This window comes from Winogradskyella sp. Asnod2-B02-A (assembly GCF_045063645.1).
Classification (GTDB): domain Bacteria; phylum Bacteroidota; class Bacteroidia; order Flavobacteriales; family Flavobacteriaceae; genus Winogradskyella.
This window is the reverse complement of the sequence record NZ_JBEFOG010000026.1, coordinates 694,986-712,441: the sequence shown is the minus strand read 5'-3', so window position 1 is coordinate 712,441 and position 17,456 is coordinate 694,986. Positions and strand designations below refer to the sequence as shown.

Below are 17,456 nucleotides of genomic sequence, written 5' to 3'. Positions count from 1 at the left end.
ATTTTAGCAACCCTTAAAAAATAACACATGAAATTGAAATTACTTTTTACGCTCTTATTTGCGTTTTCATTATCCTTTGCACAACAAATTCCTGAAGACATTAAACCTCCAAGTTGGAATCAAGATGATTTGACTGATTTGGTGCCGTTTAAACTACCATCTTTCGATTTAGAAAAATTAAAAGATGAGGATGAAATTAACGATCAAGATAAATCCATTCCATGGAGATTTGGACACGATATCTATGTTGATCATAACTTTAATGAAGTAGGTGAGTGGACGACCTTAGAAAATGGAGATCGTATTTGGAGAATGGCATATGCTTCTAAAGGTGCTTATTCCATAAACTTTTTATTCGATGTGTTTAAAATTCCCGTTGGTGCTAAACTTTATGTATATAATGCAGAAAAAACAGATTTATTAAGACCTTTTACACATTACAATAATAATATAGAAGAAGTTTTAGGAACATGGTTGGTAGAAGGTAATACGGCTTATATTGAATATTATCAGCCAGCAAATGTTGTTGGAGAGGCTAAAATTACTGTAGGCTCAGTTGTTCATGGTTATCGTACTACAAAATCTTATGAAAAAACTTTAGGAGAATCTGGGAATTGTAACCAAGATGTAGATTGTGATATTACGCCAGCTACAGATCCTTACGGTTTAGATGCTGTAAAAGATAATGTAAAAGGTTCTGCAGCGTTAGTTTTAAATGGTGGTACTGATTGGTGTTCAGGTACCTTAGTAAATAATACAAATAATGATGGTAAAGCTTATTTTATGACCGCTAATCATTGCGGTGGAGGTGAAGTCAATTGGGCATTTAGGTTTAATTGGAGAAGCCCTAACCCATCTTGTTCTACTACAGCAGCTAGTACAGATGGTTCATATAATCAAACCGTGAGTGGATCTGTTTTAAGAGCTAGTAGTGCGGAATCTGATATGGAATTAGTAGAAATTACAGATACTAGTTTTTTTACTAATAATTCTGATTTAGTTTGGGCTGGTTGGAACAAATCTACTACGCAAGTGCCTGTTGTAAATTTTGGAATTCACCATCCAAGTGGAGATATTCAAAAAGTATGTAGAGAAGACGATGGAGCTTACAGAGCAAATGTAAATTTTAATGGTAACGCTGATACAAAAATGTGGTACATTGATGAATGGGAACTTGGAGTTACTGAGCCAGGATCTTCTGGTTCTGGATTATTTAATGAAACAGGTCATTTAATTGGAATATTGTCTGGAGGACAAGCAGCATGTAATGGAACATCAAACAATGGATTGCAAGATTATTATGGTCGTTTTGATGTGGCATGGGATTTTGGAAGTTCTACTTCATCTCGATTGAAAGAATGGTTAGATCCTTCGGATTCTGGGGTTGATATTTTAGATCAGTATCCACCATTACAAACTTATGATAATGATGCAAGAGCAAGTGCAGGTACAGGTAATAGTGCTGAGATTTGTGGTGAAGATTTTATGCCTCAAGTAACTCTTATTAATTCAGGAGAATTACCTTTAACGTCAGCCGATATTTCATATTATATAGATGGTGAGTCTAGTACTTCTACTAATTGGATTGGTAATTTAGCGAACGGAGAAAGTGTGGTTGTGGCTACACCAACATATTCTAATTTAAGTTCTGGTAGTCATTCTTTTACTATTAATGTTGCTAACCCTAATGGTGTTACAGATGAGAATGTAGCAAACGATATTTTTGTTTTTAATTTTGAAGTGTCACCGTCTTACACCACTTCTACAATAACATTAAATCTTTTAACGGATAACTATCCTGAAGAAATTGGGTGGGAATTATTAAATAGTTCTGATATAATAGTAGATAGTGCAGCAGCAGGAACATATACTCAAGCTGCTACTGAATATGAGGCTATCATTACATTACCAAATATTAATGATTGTTATACATTTACAATCACTGACACTTATGGAGATGGTATATGTTGTAGTAATTTTACAGGTAATGGCTCTTATAGTTTAGAAGATGAAAATGGTAGTGTAATTAAAACTGGTGGTGAATATGATACTGAAGATACCGTTTTGTTTAGTGTAGAGCAGCCTTTAAGTGTTGTAGATTTTGGGTTAGAAAGTTTAATTAGTATATATCCAAATCCTACTAAGGATAATTTGACTATTGCATTAAATAATGTAAATGAAAATGTGGATTATGAGATTTTTAACACGTTAGGTCAAATAATGTCAAAAGGCAATTTAGCCGCTAATAGCACACATACTTTGCAAATGTCTTCATACCAAAGTGGTATCTATTTTGTAAAATTATCTACAAGTACACATACAATGACTGAGAAGCTTATTAAAAAATAAGTCAGAAGATTTTAAACTAAAAAAAGTCAGTTTCTTTATAGGAAACTGACTTTTTTTTAGACTATTTACTGAAGGTGAATAACTTCAATGTTGCACTCTAATTGTTTTTAAGTCATCATCTAAGCTATTAGATGTATTGACAATTTTAGATAAAACTCTCATAATTTTTTTTGATTGATTTGATTGATGATTTTTTTTTAGTAACGTTATGATCTATAGCGTCTTTTACTGTTCCAACTATAACTTTTAGTTTCTGTTGATGTACTAGTTAACTGATTGTTGTTTAAAGTTCTCATAATTGTGTTTTTTAAATGGTTATACCAATAAGACGATGAAACTTTTATTTTGTTACAGTACTATGTATAACATATTACTTATTTAACATATTTTAACAATTATTCATACCTTTATATTTATGATAACTAAACGATATTTAATTTTGTTTACTGTGTTAAGTCTGTATAATTGCAATACTAGAGTAGAACAAGATTGTGAGCCTAAGACTTTAAAAGTCATTGCTACGGCATATAATTCGTTAGCATATCAAACCAATTCTAACCCAAATATTACAGCTTTTGGAGATAGTTTATATTCGGGATTGAGATACGTAGCGGTTTCTCGCGATTTATTAGATTCTGGATTAGTACATAACACTAAAATAAAAATACATGGTTTTGATAGTTTATTTACAGTGAAAGATAAAATGCATAGTCGTTGGAGAAAGCGTATCGATATTTATATGGGTGACGATGTTAAAAAAGCAAAAAAATGGGGCAAAAAGAAAGTTAAGATTGAATACTGCCTTCAACCAAAAGATTCTTTATCTAATTAGTCCGTTTTACCATTATCTCTGAAACAATAAATGGAAACGCCTTTTTTACTTCATTTAATTCTTCTTTTGTTAAGGCTTGAGGTGTTTTATTAAATACTTGTTTCGCATAACGCATTCTTAAATTATAATAGGCTTGCGTAATTTCATCTTGTACAGAAATGAAGAAATCATATTTTGTCATGGCATCATGACTTAGAGAAATTACAGCTTTTTTTGGATGATCTGATAATTCTGAAGATTGTGCACCTTCACAATATGTACAAACATTATTGCCGTTATTGTCTATAAATGCCTCAACCAAAGTTTGTACTTCTGTGAGTTTAACAATGTCATTTTCAATCATAATTTGTTGTTGTGCATTCATTGAAATGCGTAATAAATTTCGTTCGGTAATATCTGCAATACAATCTTCTGTATCACAAATAGCAGGTAATTGTCTTAAAATTCCTTTGTCTGCAGAGATTGTGGTTGTTACTAAAAAGAAAATAAGTAACAAAAAAGCAATGTCTGCCATAGATCCTGCATTGACCGATGCAGCGTGTCTTCTAAATGATTTCATAATAATATATATTTAAATGTTAATGTTTTAACATTCACAATAACAATACCAATGTTTTTAAATCTTGTTAACAATTCATTCCATAAACCTTTACAATGTGCTATTTTTGCGAAATTAAACAAGCTCTAAATTTCAATTATGTCATCAGAATCTGAAACTATACAACAAAATGCAACCGAGAAAAGTCTCTATGATTACCAAATCAAAGACCTTAATCGCATTTTTGATGTGATGCGAGATGAGGCTGATGATTTTAACCTCTTATACCAATTACCAACAGGAGGAGGTAAAACAGTTATTTTTTCTGAAATAGTAAGACGCTATGTTGAGCAACACCGTAAAAAGGTAGTCATTCTTACACACAGAATTGAGCTTTGTAAACAAACATCTAATGTGTTATCTGGCTTTAACGTTAAGAATAAAGTGATTAATAGTAAAGTGAAAACACTTCCAGATCAAGATGATTTTCAGTGTTTTGTTGCTATGGTCGAAACGTTAAATAATCGATTATCTGATAATGATTTTGAGCTTAAAAATATTGGTTTAGTAATTATTGATGAAGCTCATTATAATTCTTTTAGAAAGTTATTTAAGTTTTTTGAAAACTGTTTTATTTTAGGAGTCACAGCAACACCATTGAGTAGTAATATTAAACTGCCAATGAAAGATAATTACAATAAGCTTATAGTTGGTGATGATATTTCTACTCTAATTAAAAATGGATTTCTTGCTCAGGCAGAAGTTTCAAATTATGATGTGGGCTTAACCTCTTTAAAAATTGGTATTAATGGAGATTATACTGTAAAATCTTCAGAAGCTTTATACACCAACTCTCTTATGCAATCTAAGTTGTTAATTGCATATGAGGAAATGTCAAAAGGCAAAAAAACACTTATTTTTAATAACGGAATTTACACCTCTAAAGAAGTCTATTATACCTTTAAAAAAGCAGGTTATAATGTTCAACATTTAGATAATACAGCAAGTAAGCAAGACCGAAAAGACATTTTAAAATGGTTTAAACACACACCAGATGCGGTGCTGTCTTCAGTAAGTATTTTAACTACAGGATTTGATGAGCCTTCTGTAGAATCTATCATTTTAAATAGAGCCACACGTTCTCTAACTTTATATTTTCAAATGATTGGTCGTGGTAGTCGAATTTATAAAGATCGAAAGTCATTTCAGGTTATAGATTTAGGTAATAATGAAGCAAGATTTGGACCTTGGGATCAACCCGTAGATTGGCAACATATTTTTAAGCATCCAGACTATTATTTGGAGAATATTGTAGATGATGAGCTGTTAGAACGAGATTTTACGTATACCATGCCAGATTCATTGAAAGGGAAATTCAAAAAATCTTTCAAATTAAATTTTGATGTAAAAGCAGAATATAAAGAGGTGATTAATGCTGGTAAAAAATCTTTTACAGTTATTGAACGTTCCATTGAACAACACTCTCAAATTTGTGTAGAGAATAGCGAAGATGTTTATGAAGCTAGAGAGTTAATTAAAGATCTTCAAGATGAAATAGCCTACAGAGTAAAACAATATTGTTATTGTATTATGAATAGTACTCAAAATTATAAAGATTGGCTTTTTGAAGAATATAACCGACGGTTAAGAATTAGCTTTAATGGTAAGTTTTAACTTTTTTTTGTAATGATTTCTATTTTTATACGTTTAATTTGAATTAGGAATAGTTTTTGTAACTTGAGTATTATCTAACTTATAATTAATTAAAGTGAAAACCATTAAATACATAGCTTTTATATTTTGCATTATTAGCAGCACTATGGTTTTTGCCCAAGTTAAGGATAAGGAGAATAAATCTATTCGTATTCCTGCGGTAGAATCTAAGAAAGAAAAAGATTCTATATTAATTAAAGCAAAAGTGGCTCCCATTTTAAAAAAGGAAGAAGAAAAGACAGGTGGTAAATCTAAAGAAGAGGAAAAATTTGTAATTAGAGAAACCGAAAAACCTTTTTCTATGACAGAAAATGACGGTTTAAAAAGTCCAGGTGAAATTTTTGAAAAACGTTGGAAGAAAGAAGCTGTAAAAGGTGGTTATTTAAGAACCATGTCTGATCAGTTTTTAGGCGAACATAATGTAGATACTAAATTTGTAAATATTGTTTGTAGAGATCACCAATATCCAGATGGTGATCGTGTTCAAATTTTACTGAATGGAGTTATAGTAAGAAATAGCTTAACACTGACTAATAGTTATAGAAGGGTAGAAGTGAACTTAATAGATGGTAGAAACACAATAGATATTTTAGCCTTAAATCAAGGAGAATCTGGTCCAAATACCGCAGAATTTGTGGTTTATGATGATAAAGGCAATGTCATTTCTTCTAAAGAGTGGAATCTTCTAACAGGTGTAAAAGCGATTATTGTTTTTAATAATGAAAAGACAGTAATAAAAGAAAAATCTATCGAAGAAGCTAAAGCAGAAACAGCTTCTAATAACTAATTTTTATATGTTTTAGCAATTTTTATACTTGTCGTGTAATGCCTTACCGTTTATTATTTGCGGTACAATTTTATCTAATCGTCTTAATTTTGTGTCTTCTCGTTTAGCATCTCCAATATAATCATTGTACTCGCGTTGTTTTGATATAGAAAGTGTCTTAAACATTTTTTTTAATTCGGCATTTTCATTTAGTGCCGCTTTCAACTCTGTTTCAATAATTAATGGTTTTGTTTTTCGTTGTGGCATTAAAACTCTTCCTAATCGTTGATTTTCTATGGCTTCTTTTACATAAGTTAAAACTGCTACTTCATTTATAGCATTTTTCGATTCAAAACGCATTTGTCGCATGGCTTTGGTTTTTTCTTCTTGAGCATTATAAAGTAAATGATGTTCATCTTTTAAAAAGACACCTTGATGAAACCAAATGCAAAAATGATGTTTAAAAGCTCCAATGCCTAAAACATTTTTTCCATTTAAACAATACGTTGGCATGCTCCATTTTATGGTTTCTTCTAGCGCTGTACTATTTATAATATTTCGTAGTAAACTAATTTCACTAGAGAAGTGTGAATTGATTTCTATGTATTCTTCAACTGAAGTGATTTTTTGCATTTAGAGAAGCATTTGGTTTAAGACTAAGTTAATAAAGGAAAATGAATAAGCAGAAAATATTTAAAACTAAAAGAGAATGTGTATAAAGTATTTGGTATAAACATACCAAGTATTAGCTAGGAATAAGCCTTACTTAAATAAAGCATTTTTAAAGGGTTTTGCTTTAAACCTTATATTATAACAACTATTTCAAAAATTATAAAGTTGTTAAAAATTACTTTCTTCTGCCATTTTTACAACACCAACAGTTAAGATTAAATTAGCGAATCTACGTTGTTCACCTGTTTGAATAATTAAAGTGGTAGAAGGTTCTCTAATTTTATCGTAGAATGCCCAACGTTCCATTTCTTCCCATGTTACTTCCCCTAACAAGTTTTTATATGCATCATGAATTTCTGCATTTGCTTCGGCAGGCTTTTCCATAACAATGGCTCCTTGAAAAGGGCAAACTTCTAAAAGACCTTCGAGCACAGTTAACGCATCTAAAAGTCCTGGACGAAAATTGAGGTGTACTGTTGTAGAGTTAGGACCTGTCATGGCACCAACAGGTAAATTACCATCTGCAATAACAACTTGTGCAAAATGACCAGAACGCGCAAGCGCTTCCATAATTGTTGGATGTATTACTGAAGTCTTTAGCATAAATTTGTGTTTTAAATAAAACACCAGACACTAAAAAGTGTCTAGTGCTTTAGGTTTAATAATTATTAGCATATCTATTGTATTCAATTTTATGCTAATTAAATAGAAACTACATATTATAAACACCACCATTGATGTCTAATGTGGCACCAGTAATAAAGCCATCGTATTCTGATGCTAAATATAATACTGCTCTTGCTACATCATCGGCATTACCTGCGCGTTGTATAGGAATGCCAGCCGTTGTTGCAGCTGCTGATTCTTTTGTAGTGTGTGTATTGTGAAAAGAAGTCCCAAGAATAAGACCAGGCGCCACAGCATTAACTCGTGTACCTTGAGGACCTAATTCTGAGGATAGAGCTCTAGTAAATGTTAAAATAGCTCCTTTACTTGTAGAATATGCTAAAGATCCTGGATGTCCACCTTTACGTCCTGCTAACGATGCCAAATTTACAATACTACTGCTATCATTTTTGCTTAAATAAGGAGCTGCTGCTCGCGTTAAAAACATCATAGATGTAAGATTGATGTCCATTACCTTATGCCAAAATTCAGCTTCCATTTCGCTCAACATTCTGCGTGCAACAAGAGAACCTGCATTATTTATTAAGATATCTAGACTACCAAATGCTTCTATAGTTTTTTCAACTAAGGCATTTGCATCTGCTTCTTTGGTTAAATCACCACTAATAGCAACTGCTTTTTGTCCTTTACTAATGGCATAGGCTGTTAATTCGTTTGCTGTATCAGCACTAGAAAAATAATGTATAGCAACATTGGCACCGCTATCAATAAAATGTTTGGTTATAGATTCTCCGATTCCTTGAGCTCCAGCAGTTATAAGAATGTTTTTTCCAGTTAATTTAGTGTTGTTTTTCATGTTGTTCTTTTATTAATAGAGTAGATAAAGTATCATCACTACACGTGGTTAGAGACAGAATAGTTTTGTTTTAACAAATATAATATAATAAGGCGCGTAATTAAATATTGTAGTCAATGTCTTAAGAAAAAAATAATGAACCTAAAACAAGTTATATCTTAAGTGTAGTCAACAATTATTTTATGGTGTTCGGAGTATCTTTTCCATTTTTCGGCCTTTAGATAATTCATCTACTAATTTATCTAAATATCGTACTTCCCGTGTTAATTTTGTGTCTATGTTTTCAATCCTATAGCCGCAAATGACTCCGGAAATAAAATGCGCATTTGGGTTTAATTTTGCTTTTTCAAAGAAAGTTTTAAAGGTGACTTTATCTTCAATAAGTTCTAGCAACTTGCTTTCATCAAAACCAGTTAACCATGTAATAACTTGGTGTAATTCTGATTTTGTTCTGCCTTTTTTTTCAATTTTTGAAATGTAATGAGGATATACTCCAGCAAATGTTAGTTTTGCTACACGCTCGTCGTGTTCTGGTGTTGTTGTACTCATAGCTTTTATTTTTACAATTGAGAATTAATGCTTTATAAATTTAAGCATAAAAAAATAAGCAATAAACTAAATCATTTTTAGCTTATTGCTTATTAAGATTGTAAACTGAGATAGGGTTTATTTCTTTAAAGCGGTTAATTCAGCAATTTTACAAATGACTTCTACTGCTTTTTGCATACTTTCTACAGGTACATATTCGTAACGACCATGAAAATTATGACCTCCAGCAAAAATATTAGGACACGGTAAACCCATATAAGAAAGTTGAGAACCATCTGTTCCTCCTCTAATAGCCTTAATTAATGGAGTTACACCAACAGCTTTCATGGCTTCTTCTGCAATATCTACAATATGCATTACAGGTTCTACCTTTTCTTTCATGTTGAAATATTGATCCTTTAACTCAAGCTTAAAAACTTCACTTTCGTATTTTGTGTTTAAATCCTCAACAATTTTTTGCATCAGCGCTTTTCGAGCTTCAAACTTGTCTTTGTCATGGTCTCTAATTATATATTGAAGTACAGTTTCATCTACTACACCTTCTATATTATGTAAATGGAAAAAACCTTCGTAGCCTTCAGTATGTTCTGGAGTTTCTAATCTTGGTAAAACATTAATAAACTCTGAAGCGTAATACATAGAATTTATCATTTTTCCTTTAGCATAACCAGGATGTACAATTTTTCCTTTTACGGTAATTTTTGCTCCTGCAGCATTAAAGTTTTCATATTCTAATTCTCCAACTTGGCTGCCATCCATAGTATAAGCCCAGTCTGCACCAAATTTTTCAACATCAAATTTATGTGCACCTCTACCAATTTCTTCATCAGGCGTAAAACCAATTCTTATTGTTCCATGTTTAATTTCAGGATGGTTAATAAGATATTCCATAGCAGTTACAATTTCTGTAATACCAGCTTTGTCGTCTGCGCCTAAAAGGGTAGTACCATCTGTTGTAATTAAAGTTTGCCCTTTGTACATTAATAAATCTTCAAAATAATCTGGAGATAAAATAATATTTTCACTTGCATTAAGTACAATGTCTTTGCCATCATAATCTTCTACAATTTGTGGTTTAACATTAGCACCTGTAAAATCTGGAGACGTATCAAAGTGAGAAACAAAACCAATAGTTGGCACTTTATGATCTACGTTACTTGGTAAAGTTGCCATAATGTAGGCATTCTCATCAATGGTAACATCACTTAAGCCAATTGCCTTTAATTCGTCAACTAATTTATTCGCTAAATCCCATTGCTTTTTTGTGCTGGGAGTGGTTTCAGAATTTGGGTCAGATTCCGTATCAATCGTTACATAGCCAATAAAGCGCTCAATAATATTTTGCATGAAATTGTGTTTAGTAAATTATTATAGTTTAAAGGTAATAACAGGCAATTTACTATGGTTAACAATATCTTCAGAAAGACTTCCGCCAAAGAAATGACTTAATCCTTTTCTTCCATGTGTAATCATAGCGACAGCGTTAGCTTTTTGCTTTATAGCATAACTTAAAACACCATCTTCTACACTGTGGTCTGCAATACGAGCAATGTTAATTTCAGTTTGTTTTAAACGTGATAATTCTAAAAACGTTTCAATTTTTTCATCAATCTCATCGGTACTTAAAAAGCCTAAGTTTGGAAGGTTGATATGCAATAAAGTCACTTTTTTACTTAATTTTTGTAAAGTTTCTAATGCATTTCTTACAGCAGGAATACTCTCTTCTGTAAAATCGGTGGCTAAAACTACATTTTCAAAGTCTACAGTATCTGGTTTAGATTTTACAACTAAAACAGGAGTTTCACTATATCTCACAACTTTTTCTGTGTTAGATCCTGTAAAAATACCATCATGTTCGCTATGGCCACGAGAACCAATAACAATAAGGTCTGCATCTACTTCTTTTGCCGCTTTAGATACTTCTTTTAATACTTTATGATGTTTAATTACTGGAGTTACATCAATACCTTCTAAATAAGGTTGATCTAAAAAGCTTTCAAACTTTTTATTAGCTACCATTAGCATAAATGCAGTTTCTTCACTTTTTTGAGAGCTAGATGTTGTATATATAGATTCAGACAACTCTAACATGTGCATTACAATTAATTCAGCATTGTGTAACTTAGCTAAATCTGCTGCAGTTTCTAGTGCATACTCAGAGTGTTGTGAAAAATCGACAGGAATTATAATTTTTTTCATAATAATTTGTTTTTGGTTAAGACTTCAAAGTTAATCAAATTACAAAGCATTAAAAATGATAATGGACAGTTTCTGATAAAATTAATACTTCCTTAATAGAGAAGAGATGTGTATTTTTGCATTGCTAAATCAGTACCATGTATAAAGCTATCATTAGACCAATTTTATTTCTCTTCGATCCAGAAAAAGTGCATTACTTCACCTTTTCTTTAATTCGGAATTTATCAGTTATACCAGGAGTTAAGAGTCTCTTTAAATCTCTTTATGTTATAAATGATAAAAGATTAGAACGAGAGTTGTTTGGATTAAAATTTAAAAACCCAGTTGGATTGGCTGCTGGATTCGATAAAAATGCGGTGTTATATAATGACTTAGCAAATTTTGGTTTTGGTTTTATTGAAATAGGAACAGTAACTCCTAAAGCACAAGAAGGTAACCCAAAACAACGTTTATTTAGGTTAAAATCAGATAAAGGCATCATAAACCGAATGGGTTTTAATAATGAAGGTTTAGAAGCTGCCATTGCACAACTTAAAAAGAATAAAGGCCAATTAATTATTGGTGGAAACATAGGTAAAAACACACAAACACTACCAGAAGATTATACAAAGGATTACCTAGAATGTTTTAATGCATTGCATCCTTACGTAGATTATTTTGTGCTGAATGTAAGTTGCCCAAATGTTGGTAGCCATGCTAAATTAAACGATAAGGATTATTTGTTAGAGCTGATATCTAGTGTACAAAAAGCGAATACAACATTTGAGAAACAAAAACCAATTCTACTAAAAATTGCACCAGACTTAAACGATGTGCAATTAGATGAAATTATAGAACTTATTGCTGAGACTAATCTCGATGGCGTTATTGCAAGTAACACATCTATTGATAGATCTGGTTTAAAAGCTAGCGAAGAACAACTTACTGAAATTGGTAATGGAGGTTTAAGCGGACAACCAATTAAGGAGAAATCGACCAAAGTGATTCAGTATTTAGCGGATAAGAGCAACAAAGCATTTCCAATCATTGGAGTGGGAGGTATTCATTCTGCAGAAGATGCTTTAGAGAAAATTGAAGCTGGCGCAGATTTAGTGCAAGTCTATACTGGTTTTATATATGAAGGACCTTCTCTTATAAAACAAATTAATAAAGCATTGTTGAAGTAAAATAACCTGCTTTTACGTAATTTGAAAACTCATATAAATTAATTTGAATTACGACCTTCTCATATCATTTGCATTAGCAACATCAGTTTTGGCCATTTCGCCAGGACCAGATAATATTTATGTTTTAGTACAAAGTATTAGCAATGGTAAATCTTATGGCTTAGCAACCGTTTGTGGATTAATTACGGGTTGCATTGTGCATACCACATTGCTAGCTTTTGGTGTTTCGGCAATTATAAGTGCTAATGAAAATTTATTCTTTGGTATTAAACTTTTAGGAGCTTTTTATCTTCTCTTTCTTGCATATAAAGTATATAAATCTGATGCTACTATTAGTTTAAATTCAGATGTTCTTCCTAAGAAAAGTTTGAAGCAATTATTTATTCAAGGTTTTTTTATGAATGTGCTCAACCCAAAAGTGATGATTTTCTTTTTGGCATTTTTTCCAGGATTTCTATTTAGTGACACCATGAGTACAATAAAACAGTTTTATATTTTAGGAGGTGTTTTTATGTTAGTGTCTTTTATTATTTTTTCTAGTATAGCATTACTTGCAGGAAATATTAAAACTTATACCTTAAATCATAAAAACTCTGGATTGGTTTTAAAATGGCTTCAGATTGTTGTTTTTATTGGGATTGCAATTTTCATATTACTTTAATGTTTTAAATCGAAAGACTAAACCGTATATTTGAACCAATGAACAAAGCCGTTAAAATAATAGAATGTCCAAGAGATGCTATGCAAGGCATTAAGGAATTTATACCTACAGAAAAGAAGGTACAATACATTCAATCTTTGCTTCGTGTTGGTTTTGATACTATTGATTTTGGTAGTTTTGTATCACCAAAAGCGATTCCGCAAATGGTAGACACTGCTGAAGTTTTAGCACAACTAGATTTAAGTAAAACAGAAAGTAAACTATTAGCTATTATTGCTAATACTAGAGGAGCCACTGATGCTTCTAAACATTCTGAAATTGATTATTTAGGTTTTCCGTTTTCAATTTCCGAAAACTTTCAAATGCGTAATACGCATAAAACCATAGCACAGTCTGTAATTACATTATCTGAAATATTAGAAATTGCAGATAAGAATAATAAAAAAGTAGTAGTCTATATTTCTATGGGATTTGGAAATCCTTATGGAGATCCATGGAATGTTGATATTGTTGGTGAGTGGACAGAGCGTTTGTCTAATATGGGAGTTGGCATTTTATCATTGAGTGATACTATTGGAAGTTCTGATCCGGAAAATATTGATTACTTATTTTCTAATTTAATTCCAGCATATTCAAATATCGAATTTGGAGCACATTTACATACCACACCAACTACATGGTTTGAGAAAATAGACGCTGCTTACTCTGCTGGTTGCCGACGTTTTGATGGAGCTATACAAGGTTTTGGTGGTTGCCCTATGGCGAAAGATGAGTTAACAGGTAATATGCCAACCGAAAAAATGTTATCTTATTTTACACAGAAAAAAGCACATAATCTTAATGCCATGTGTTTTGAGAGTTCTTATAATGAAGCGACTAAGATTTTTACTAAGTATCATTAGTAGTAGATTCAAAGTTGTAATTGTTTCTTTCCGAATTCAATATCAATAACTAAACATATTTAATAAGTAAAGCGTTCAAATCCTATTATTGAAGTTATCATTAACTGTTCGTGGTTTATTTAAAATTAATCTAAATAAACTTTGTGTAATTACTATTCTGTTTTAAATTTGCAGCTTAAAATGAAAAATAATTCATATCAAGTCTAAATAAGAATACTAATGAAGAAAATTACCCTTAGTCTTATCCTTTTAATTGCATCATTTACATACGCGCAAACTGTTCCAGATTCGTTGTCTACTAATCCACAAACGCAACAAAATGCCGCACAGCGTATTTTATCAGGAAATATAAATACAGGTGTTACAGTTGGTGGTTATGGAGAGATAACATATAATCAACCAGAAGCTGATAATGGTGAATTAGATGTACAACGTTTAGTATTACTTTTTGGTTATAAGTTTAACGACCGTGTGCAGTTTGTTACAGAAATTGAATTAGAGCATGTAGAAGAAATTTTTGTAGAGCAAGCTTTTGTGCAATATAGTTTAACTGATAATGTAAACCTTAGAGGTGGTTTAATGTTAGTGCCTATGGGAATTACTAATGAATACCACGAGCCAACAACTTTTAACGGAGTTGAAAGACCAAGCATAGACAAAAGTATAGTGCCAACCACTTGGAGAGAAATTGGTTTTGGTGTTGCAGGTCGTTTAGATGATGTATCATTGCGTTATCAAGCTTATGTTTTTAACGGCTTTAAATCTGTAAATGGTACTAAGGTTTTAGGAGGAGCAAATGGTTTGAGAAATGGAAGACAAAAAGGAATTCAATCTACAGTAGACTCACCAAATTTCGCAGGTAAATTAGATTATTATGGTTTACCAGGTTTACGATTGGGATTGTCTGGATATTTTGGAAGAACACAAGCCGAAGATGAAATTGAAGATATTGATGGTACTAGTGTTGGTATTTCTATGATTGGCTTAGATGCACGTTATGCTTACAAACGTTTTACGGCAAGAGGTCAATATATACATGCTAGTATTTCAGATACCGAAGATTATAATACACTTAATAGTGCTGATTTAGGTAGTGCATTACAAGGTTGGTATGTTGAAGGTGCATATAATTTATTACCACAAAGTAAATCACAACAATTATTTGCATTTGCACGTTATTCAGATTACGATACACATGCTTCTGTTGAAGGTGCGTTAGTAAAAAATGATGCTTACGACAGAGATGAATGGACATTTGGTTTAAGCTATAAAATTGCACCAGGAGCTGTTGTAAAAGCAGATTATCAATTTTTTAGTGATGCAACTGGTGATGATAGTCCTAACCAATTAAATATTGGCTTAGGAGTTTGGTTCTAATAAAAACAATTTAATACTATTGCAATATGAAATTAAGTAGCATTATCATTTTAGTAATATCTATTCTTGCTTTTGGGTTACCTAAAAACATTCAAAAGAAAGTAGATTCTGAAATAAAGAAAACGTATTCAGTAGAATCATATTCTTTCGATGCTAAAATAATAGAATCAAATGTTGCAAAAGAATTACCTTCAAAGTTTGGTGCTGATAATTTTTTCGAAATTAAAAAAGATACTAAATTTTTAGGTTATGCATACGTGTCTAAAGCACCAAGTAAAACAGATCAGTTTGATTATTTGGTGCTATTAGATCCTAATTTAATCATTGTTAAAACCAAAGTTTTAATTTATCGCGAAGATTACGGTGGAGAAATAGGAAGCAAACGTTGGTTAAAACAGTTTATTGGTAAAACTAAGGATGATGCGTTTAGATATGGTGATAATATCGATGCCATTTCTGGAGCAACTATTTCAGTAAGATCTATGACAAATGCTATGGATGACTTAATGCAATCCTTAAAAATATTAAGTGATAAAGATCTCATATAATGATAGTAAATGGCCTCATTGAAACATTTCCGAAGGAATTAAAGCTGCTTATTGCAGCTTTTGTCATTGTATTAAGTGTTGGTTTTTACACCGGACTTTTGTTTGTAGGTGAAACATCTTCAGCAAATCCTAATGGAATAGAAGAACAATACTTAGGAAACGAAGATGATGAAGAAGCTGATGTAATGAGGTTTAAAAAAAGTGAACAAGAAATGCTCACTTTAGTCCATGGACATATTTTATCTATGTCAATTATTTTCTTTCTAATGGGTTTAATTTTGGTGACAACAAGACTTAATTCTAAGTTAAAAACCTTCTTATTAGTAGAACCTTTTATTTCTGTAATTTTAACCTTTGGCGGACTTTTTCTTTTGTGGAAAGGCATGCTTTGGGTAAAGTATGTAGTTATGTTTTCTGGTTTATTAATGACATTGTCTTATACACTTGCTGTTTTTATAATTCTGAAACAATTAGTAAAATCACCAGCACATTATAAACAATTATAGAATTAATTATCAGGGTAATCATTTAGATTTTTACATGATAATATAAAAAAGCCTTCATTGAAAAATGAAGGCTTTTTTTATCTATTTTAAAAGTTTACTGTAATAAACTATATACAAATTCAGGATGACCACGTTCTCCTTCCGCATTTGTTAAGGCTAAGAATTTCAATTTGTAAAGATTACCATCTGTATCATTAATTATATAAAAGACGTTATCTTTAAGAGAAGGTAATGAACCTGGTCCACCACCATTTCTCCAACTGCTTCCTACACTTCTTTGATCATTAGAAAAATTAGACACAGCAACATTATTTATCGTGAAATTGTCATAAGATAGTTCCGTGTTTTCTTCAGTATCTATCATATAAACATCTACGTTAGCTAAGTTATTTGAAGCTACAAAATCTCCATAGAAATACGCACCGTAACTATCAGGTCCGGCGAAAACTTCATCGGTAAAGGTTGTAAAGTTTAAATCCCAACTTGAAGATGCTGGCTCAACGTTAACAATGCTCTCTGTATTAAAGCTAAAGAATGTAAAGTTATAATTGCTTTCTTTAGAGATTGTGATTTCTTCGTGTGTAGTGGCGTCCAAGTCGGCATATTGAATGGTGTAATCATTACCGTTTCTTAATACTCGGATTTTTTTCCAACCTCTTTCTTCACCTTTTAAATCAACAGAACCAGTTGCAGGTGTTTCGGTTCCTACTTCGCTACCAAGATTAATTAAATATACTTTATTCTCAGAATCAGTAATTGATATTTCACTAATGGCAGTACCACTAATGTTACCATCAAAAGCATCAACAAAAGCTAAATTTGCAGTATTAAAAATACCAACTTTAGCGATAGGTTGTAAGTCAATTACTTCTTGGGTTGTTGAATTTACAGCATCAATATCCGTTACTGATAATTCTGCAGCTGCCATTTCTATGGAACCGTTGATGGCTACTCTAAAGTCTGAACCAGAGTAAAACCCTAAGTCCCACGAATCGCGCTGAACACCTGTAGTTGTATTTGTACTTAAATCAATATATACTTGATTTTGTTGATTTGGACCTCCAACTTCAGGCGCAATAGCAGCACCTTCAATTATTATTGTAATAGGACCAGATACATCATCGTCGCTACTACAGTTTGAAAACGCTACTGCGAATAAACATAAGGCTAATTTTAAAAATTTATTTGTCATAAT

The 17,456-nt window shown here is 31.7% G+C and carries 18 protein-coding genes; 10 read left to right on the top strand and 8 right to left on the bottom strand.

All coding sequences use genetic code 11. From position 1 onward, the window contains the following. Positions 1-27: 27 nt before the first annotated feature. Entirely contained in the window at positions 28-2,349 is a 2,322-nt protein-coding gene (locus tag ACJJVO_RS06590) for a T9SS type A sorting domain-containing protein (RefSeq protein ID WP_405571965.1), read from the top strand. A gap of 415 nt (positions 2,350-2,764) precedes the next feature. After that, positions 2,765-3,181 (top strand): 3D domain-containing protein, encoded by a 417-nt coding sequence (locus ACJJVO_RS06585; RefSeq protein WP_405571962.1) that lies wholly within the window; start codon positions 2,765-2,767, stop codon positions 3,179-3,181. On the opposite strand, the gene ACJJVO_RS06580 is transcribed toward ACJJVO_RS06585, so the two are convergent. Further along, on the bottom strand, positions 3,174-3,740 hold the full coding sequence (locus ACJJVO_RS06580; RefSeq protein WP_405571961.1) for an ExbD/TolR family protein: 567 nt from the start codon (positions 3,738-3,740) through the stop codon (positions 3,174-3,176). The two genes, ACJJVO_RS06585 and ACJJVO_RS06580, sit on opposite strands and share 8 nt — an antisense overlap. Positions 3,741-3,878: 138 nt before the next feature. On the opposite strand from ACJJVO_RS06580, the gene ACJJVO_RS06575 reads away from it, so the two are divergent. Further along, complete coding sequence (locus ACJJVO_RS06575) at positions 3,879-5,393, top strand: DEAD/DEAH box helicase (RefSeq protein WP_405571958.1); 1,515 nt, start codon at positions 3,879-3,881, stop codon at positions 5,391-5,393. 94 nt (positions 5,394-5,487) lie between these two features. Continuing rightward, complete coding sequence (locus tag ACJJVO_RS06570) at positions 5,488-6,219, top strand: hypothetical protein (RefSeq protein ID WP_405571955.1); 732 nt, start codon at positions 5,488-5,490, stop codon at positions 6,217-6,219. A 12-nt stretch (positions 6,220-6,231) separates the two neighbouring features. On the opposite strand, the gene ACJJVO_RS06565 is transcribed toward ACJJVO_RS06570, so the two are convergent. The 6 genes from ACJJVO_RS06565 to ACJJVO_RS06540 form a co-directional block, all read right to left on the bottom strand. After that, complete coding sequence (locus ACJJVO_RS06565) at positions 6,232-6,831, bottom strand: YdeI family protein (RefSeq protein WP_405571954.1); 600 nt, start codon at positions 6,829-6,831, stop codon at positions 6,232-6,234. 207 nt (positions 6,832-7,038) lie between these two features. Beyond that, positions 7,039-7,473: an RbsD/FucU domain-containing protein gene (locus tag ACJJVO_RS06560; RefSeq protein ID WP_405571952.1), complete on the bottom strand. Its 435-nt coding sequence runs from the start codon at positions 7,471-7,473 to the stop codon at positions 7,039-7,041. A 109-nt stretch (positions 7,474-7,582) separates the two neighbouring features. After that, a complete protein-coding gene (locus tag ACJJVO_RS06555; protein WP_405571949.1) occupies positions 7,583-8,353 on the bottom strand; it encodes an SDR family NAD(P)-dependent oxidoreductase in 771 nt (256 codons plus the stop codon). A gap of 180 nt (positions 8,354-8,533) precedes the next feature. Beyond that, a complete protein-coding gene (locus ACJJVO_RS06550; protein ID WP_405571946.1) occupies positions 8,534-8,902 on the bottom strand; it encodes a DUF2200 domain-containing protein in 369 nt (122 codons plus the stop codon). A 117-nt stretch (positions 8,903-9,019) separates the two neighbouring features. Beyond that, on the bottom strand, positions 9,020-10,249 hold the full coding sequence (gene pepT, locus ACJJVO_RS06545; protein ID WP_405571944.1) for a peptidase T: 1,230 nt from the start codon (positions 10,247-10,249) through the stop codon (positions 9,020-9,022). A 21-nt stretch (positions 10,250-10,270) separates the two neighbouring features. Further along, positions 10,271-11,101 carry a universal stress protein gene (locus ACJJVO_RS06540; RefSeq protein ID WP_405571942.1) on the bottom strand — a complete coding sequence of 277 codons (831 nt, stop codon included), beginning with the start codon at positions 11,099-11,101 and terminating at the stop codon, positions 10,271-10,273. 137 nt (positions 11,102-11,238) lie between these two features. Here ACJJVO_RS06540 and ACJJVO_RS06535 point away from each other — a divergent pair, with 137 nt between their 5' ends. The 6 genes from ACJJVO_RS06535 to ACJJVO_RS06510 all read left to right on the top strand — a co-directional run bounded on the left by ACJJVO_RS06535 (position 11,239) and on the right by ACJJVO_RS06510 (position 16,261). Further along, entirely contained in the window at positions 11,239-12,267 is a 1,029-nt protein-coding gene (locus ACJJVO_RS06535; RefSeq protein ID WP_405571940.1) for a quinone-dependent dihydroorotate dehydrogenase, read from the top strand. Positions 12,268-12,310: 43 nt separating this feature from the next. Further along, a complete protein-coding gene (locus ACJJVO_RS06530; RefSeq protein ID WP_405571938.1) occupies positions 12,311-12,928 on the top strand; it encodes a LysE family translocator in 618 nt (205 codons plus the stop codon). A gap of 38 nt (positions 12,929-12,966) precedes the next feature. Continuing rightward, the gene (locus ACJJVO_RS06525) at positions 12,967-13,830 is read left to right on the top strand and encodes a hydroxymethylglutaryl-CoA lyase (RefSeq protein ID WP_405571935.1); all 864 of its coding nucleotides are present in this window, start codon (positions 12,967-12,969) and stop codon (positions 13,828-13,830) included. A gap of 219 nt (positions 13,831-14,049) precedes the next feature. Continuing rightward, entirely contained in the window at positions 14,050-15,207 is a 1,158-nt protein-coding gene (locus ACJJVO_RS06520) for a porin (protein ID WP_405571933.1), read from the top strand. A 26-nt stretch (positions 15,208-15,233) separates the two neighbouring features. Then, a complete protein-coding gene (locus ACJJVO_RS06515; protein ID WP_405571931.1) occupies positions 15,234-15,755 on the top strand; it encodes an FMN-binding protein in 522 nt (173 codons plus the stop codon). Next, positions 15,755-16,261: a hypothetical protein gene (locus tag ACJJVO_RS06510; protein ID WP_405571928.1), complete on the top strand. Its 507-nt coding sequence runs from the start codon at positions 15,755-15,757 to the stop codon at positions 16,259-16,261. Before ACJJVO_RS06515 ends, ACJJVO_RS06510 begins: the two co-directional genes overlap by 1 nt. Before the next feature lie 94 nt (positions 16,262-16,355). Here the strand turns inward: ACJJVO_RS06510 and ACJJVO_RS06505 are convergent, their stop codons facing one another. Further along, entirely contained in the window at positions 16,356-17,453 is a 1,098-nt protein-coding gene (locus tag ACJJVO_RS06505) for an HmuY family protein (protein ID WP_405571926.1), read from the bottom strand. Between the last annotated feature and the right edge of the window lie 3 nt (positions 17,454-17,456).

What these genes read in the sequence shown, in the direction of transcription:
- ACJJVO_RS06590 (WP_405571965.1), top strand. Translation starts at nt 28, where the DNA reads ATGAAATTGAAATTACTTTTTACGCTCTTATTTGCGTTTTCATTATCC.
- ACJJVO_RS06585 (WP_405571962.1), top strand. Translation starts at nt 2,765, where the DNA reads ATGATAACTAAACGATATTTAATTTTGTTTACTGTGTTAAGTCTGTAT.
- ACJJVO_RS06580 (WP_405571961.1), bottom strand. Translation starts at nt 3,740, where the DNA reads ATGAAATCATTTAGAAGACACGCTGCATCGGTCAATGCAGGATCTATG.
- ACJJVO_RS06575 (WP_405571958.1), top strand. Translation starts at nt 3,879, where the DNA reads ATGTCATCAGAATCTGAAACTATACAACAAAATGCAACCGAGAAAAGT.
- ACJJVO_RS06565 (WP_405571954.1), bottom strand. Translation starts at nt 6,831, where the DNA reads ATGCAAAAAATCACTTCAGTTGAAGAATACATAGAAATCAATTCACAC.
- ACJJVO_RS06560 (WP_405571952.1), bottom strand. Translation starts at nt 7,473, where the DNA reads ATGCTAAAGACTTCAGTAATACATCCAACAATTATGGAAGCGCTTGCG.
- ACJJVO_RS06555 (WP_405571949.1), bottom strand. Translation starts at nt 8,353, where the DNA reads ATGAAAAACAACACTAAATTAACTGGAAAAAACATTCTTATAACTGCT.
- ACJJVO_RS06550 (WP_405571946.1), bottom strand. Translation starts at nt 8,902, where the DNA reads ATGAGTACAACAACACCAGAACACGACGAGCGTGTAGCAAAACTAACA.
- pepT (WP_405571944.1), bottom strand. Translation starts at nt 10,249, where the DNA reads ATGCAAAATATTATTGAGCGCTTTATTGGCTATGTAACGATTGATACG.
- ACJJVO_RS06540 (WP_405571942.1), bottom strand. Translation starts at nt 11,101, where the DNA reads ATGAAAAAAATTATAATTCCTGTCGATTTTTCACAACACTCTGAGTAT.
- ACJJVO_RS06535 (WP_405571940.1), top strand. Translation starts at nt 11,239, where the DNA reads ATGTATAAAGCTATCATTAGACCAATTTTATTTCTCTTCGATCCAGAA.
- ACJJVO_RS06525 (WP_405571935.1), top strand. Translation starts at nt 12,967, where the DNA reads ATGAACAAAGCCGTTAAAATAATAGAATGTCCAAGAGATGCTATGCAA.
- ACJJVO_RS06520 (WP_405571933.1), top strand. Translation starts at nt 14,050, where the DNA reads ATGAAGAAAATTACCCTTAGTCTTATCCTTTTAATTGCATCATTTACA.
- ACJJVO_RS06515 (WP_405571931.1), top strand. Translation starts at nt 15,234, where the DNA reads ATGAAATTAAGTAGCATTATCATTTTAGTAATATCTATTCTTGCTTTT.
- ACJJVO_RS06510 (WP_405571928.1), top strand. Translation starts at nt 15,755, where the DNA reads ATGATAGTAAATGGCCTCATTGAAACATTTCCGAAGGAATTAAAGCTG.
- ACJJVO_RS06505 (WP_405571926.1), bottom strand. Translation starts at nt 17,453, where the DNA reads ATGACAAATAAATTTTTAAAATTAGCCTTATGTTTATTCGCAGTAGCG.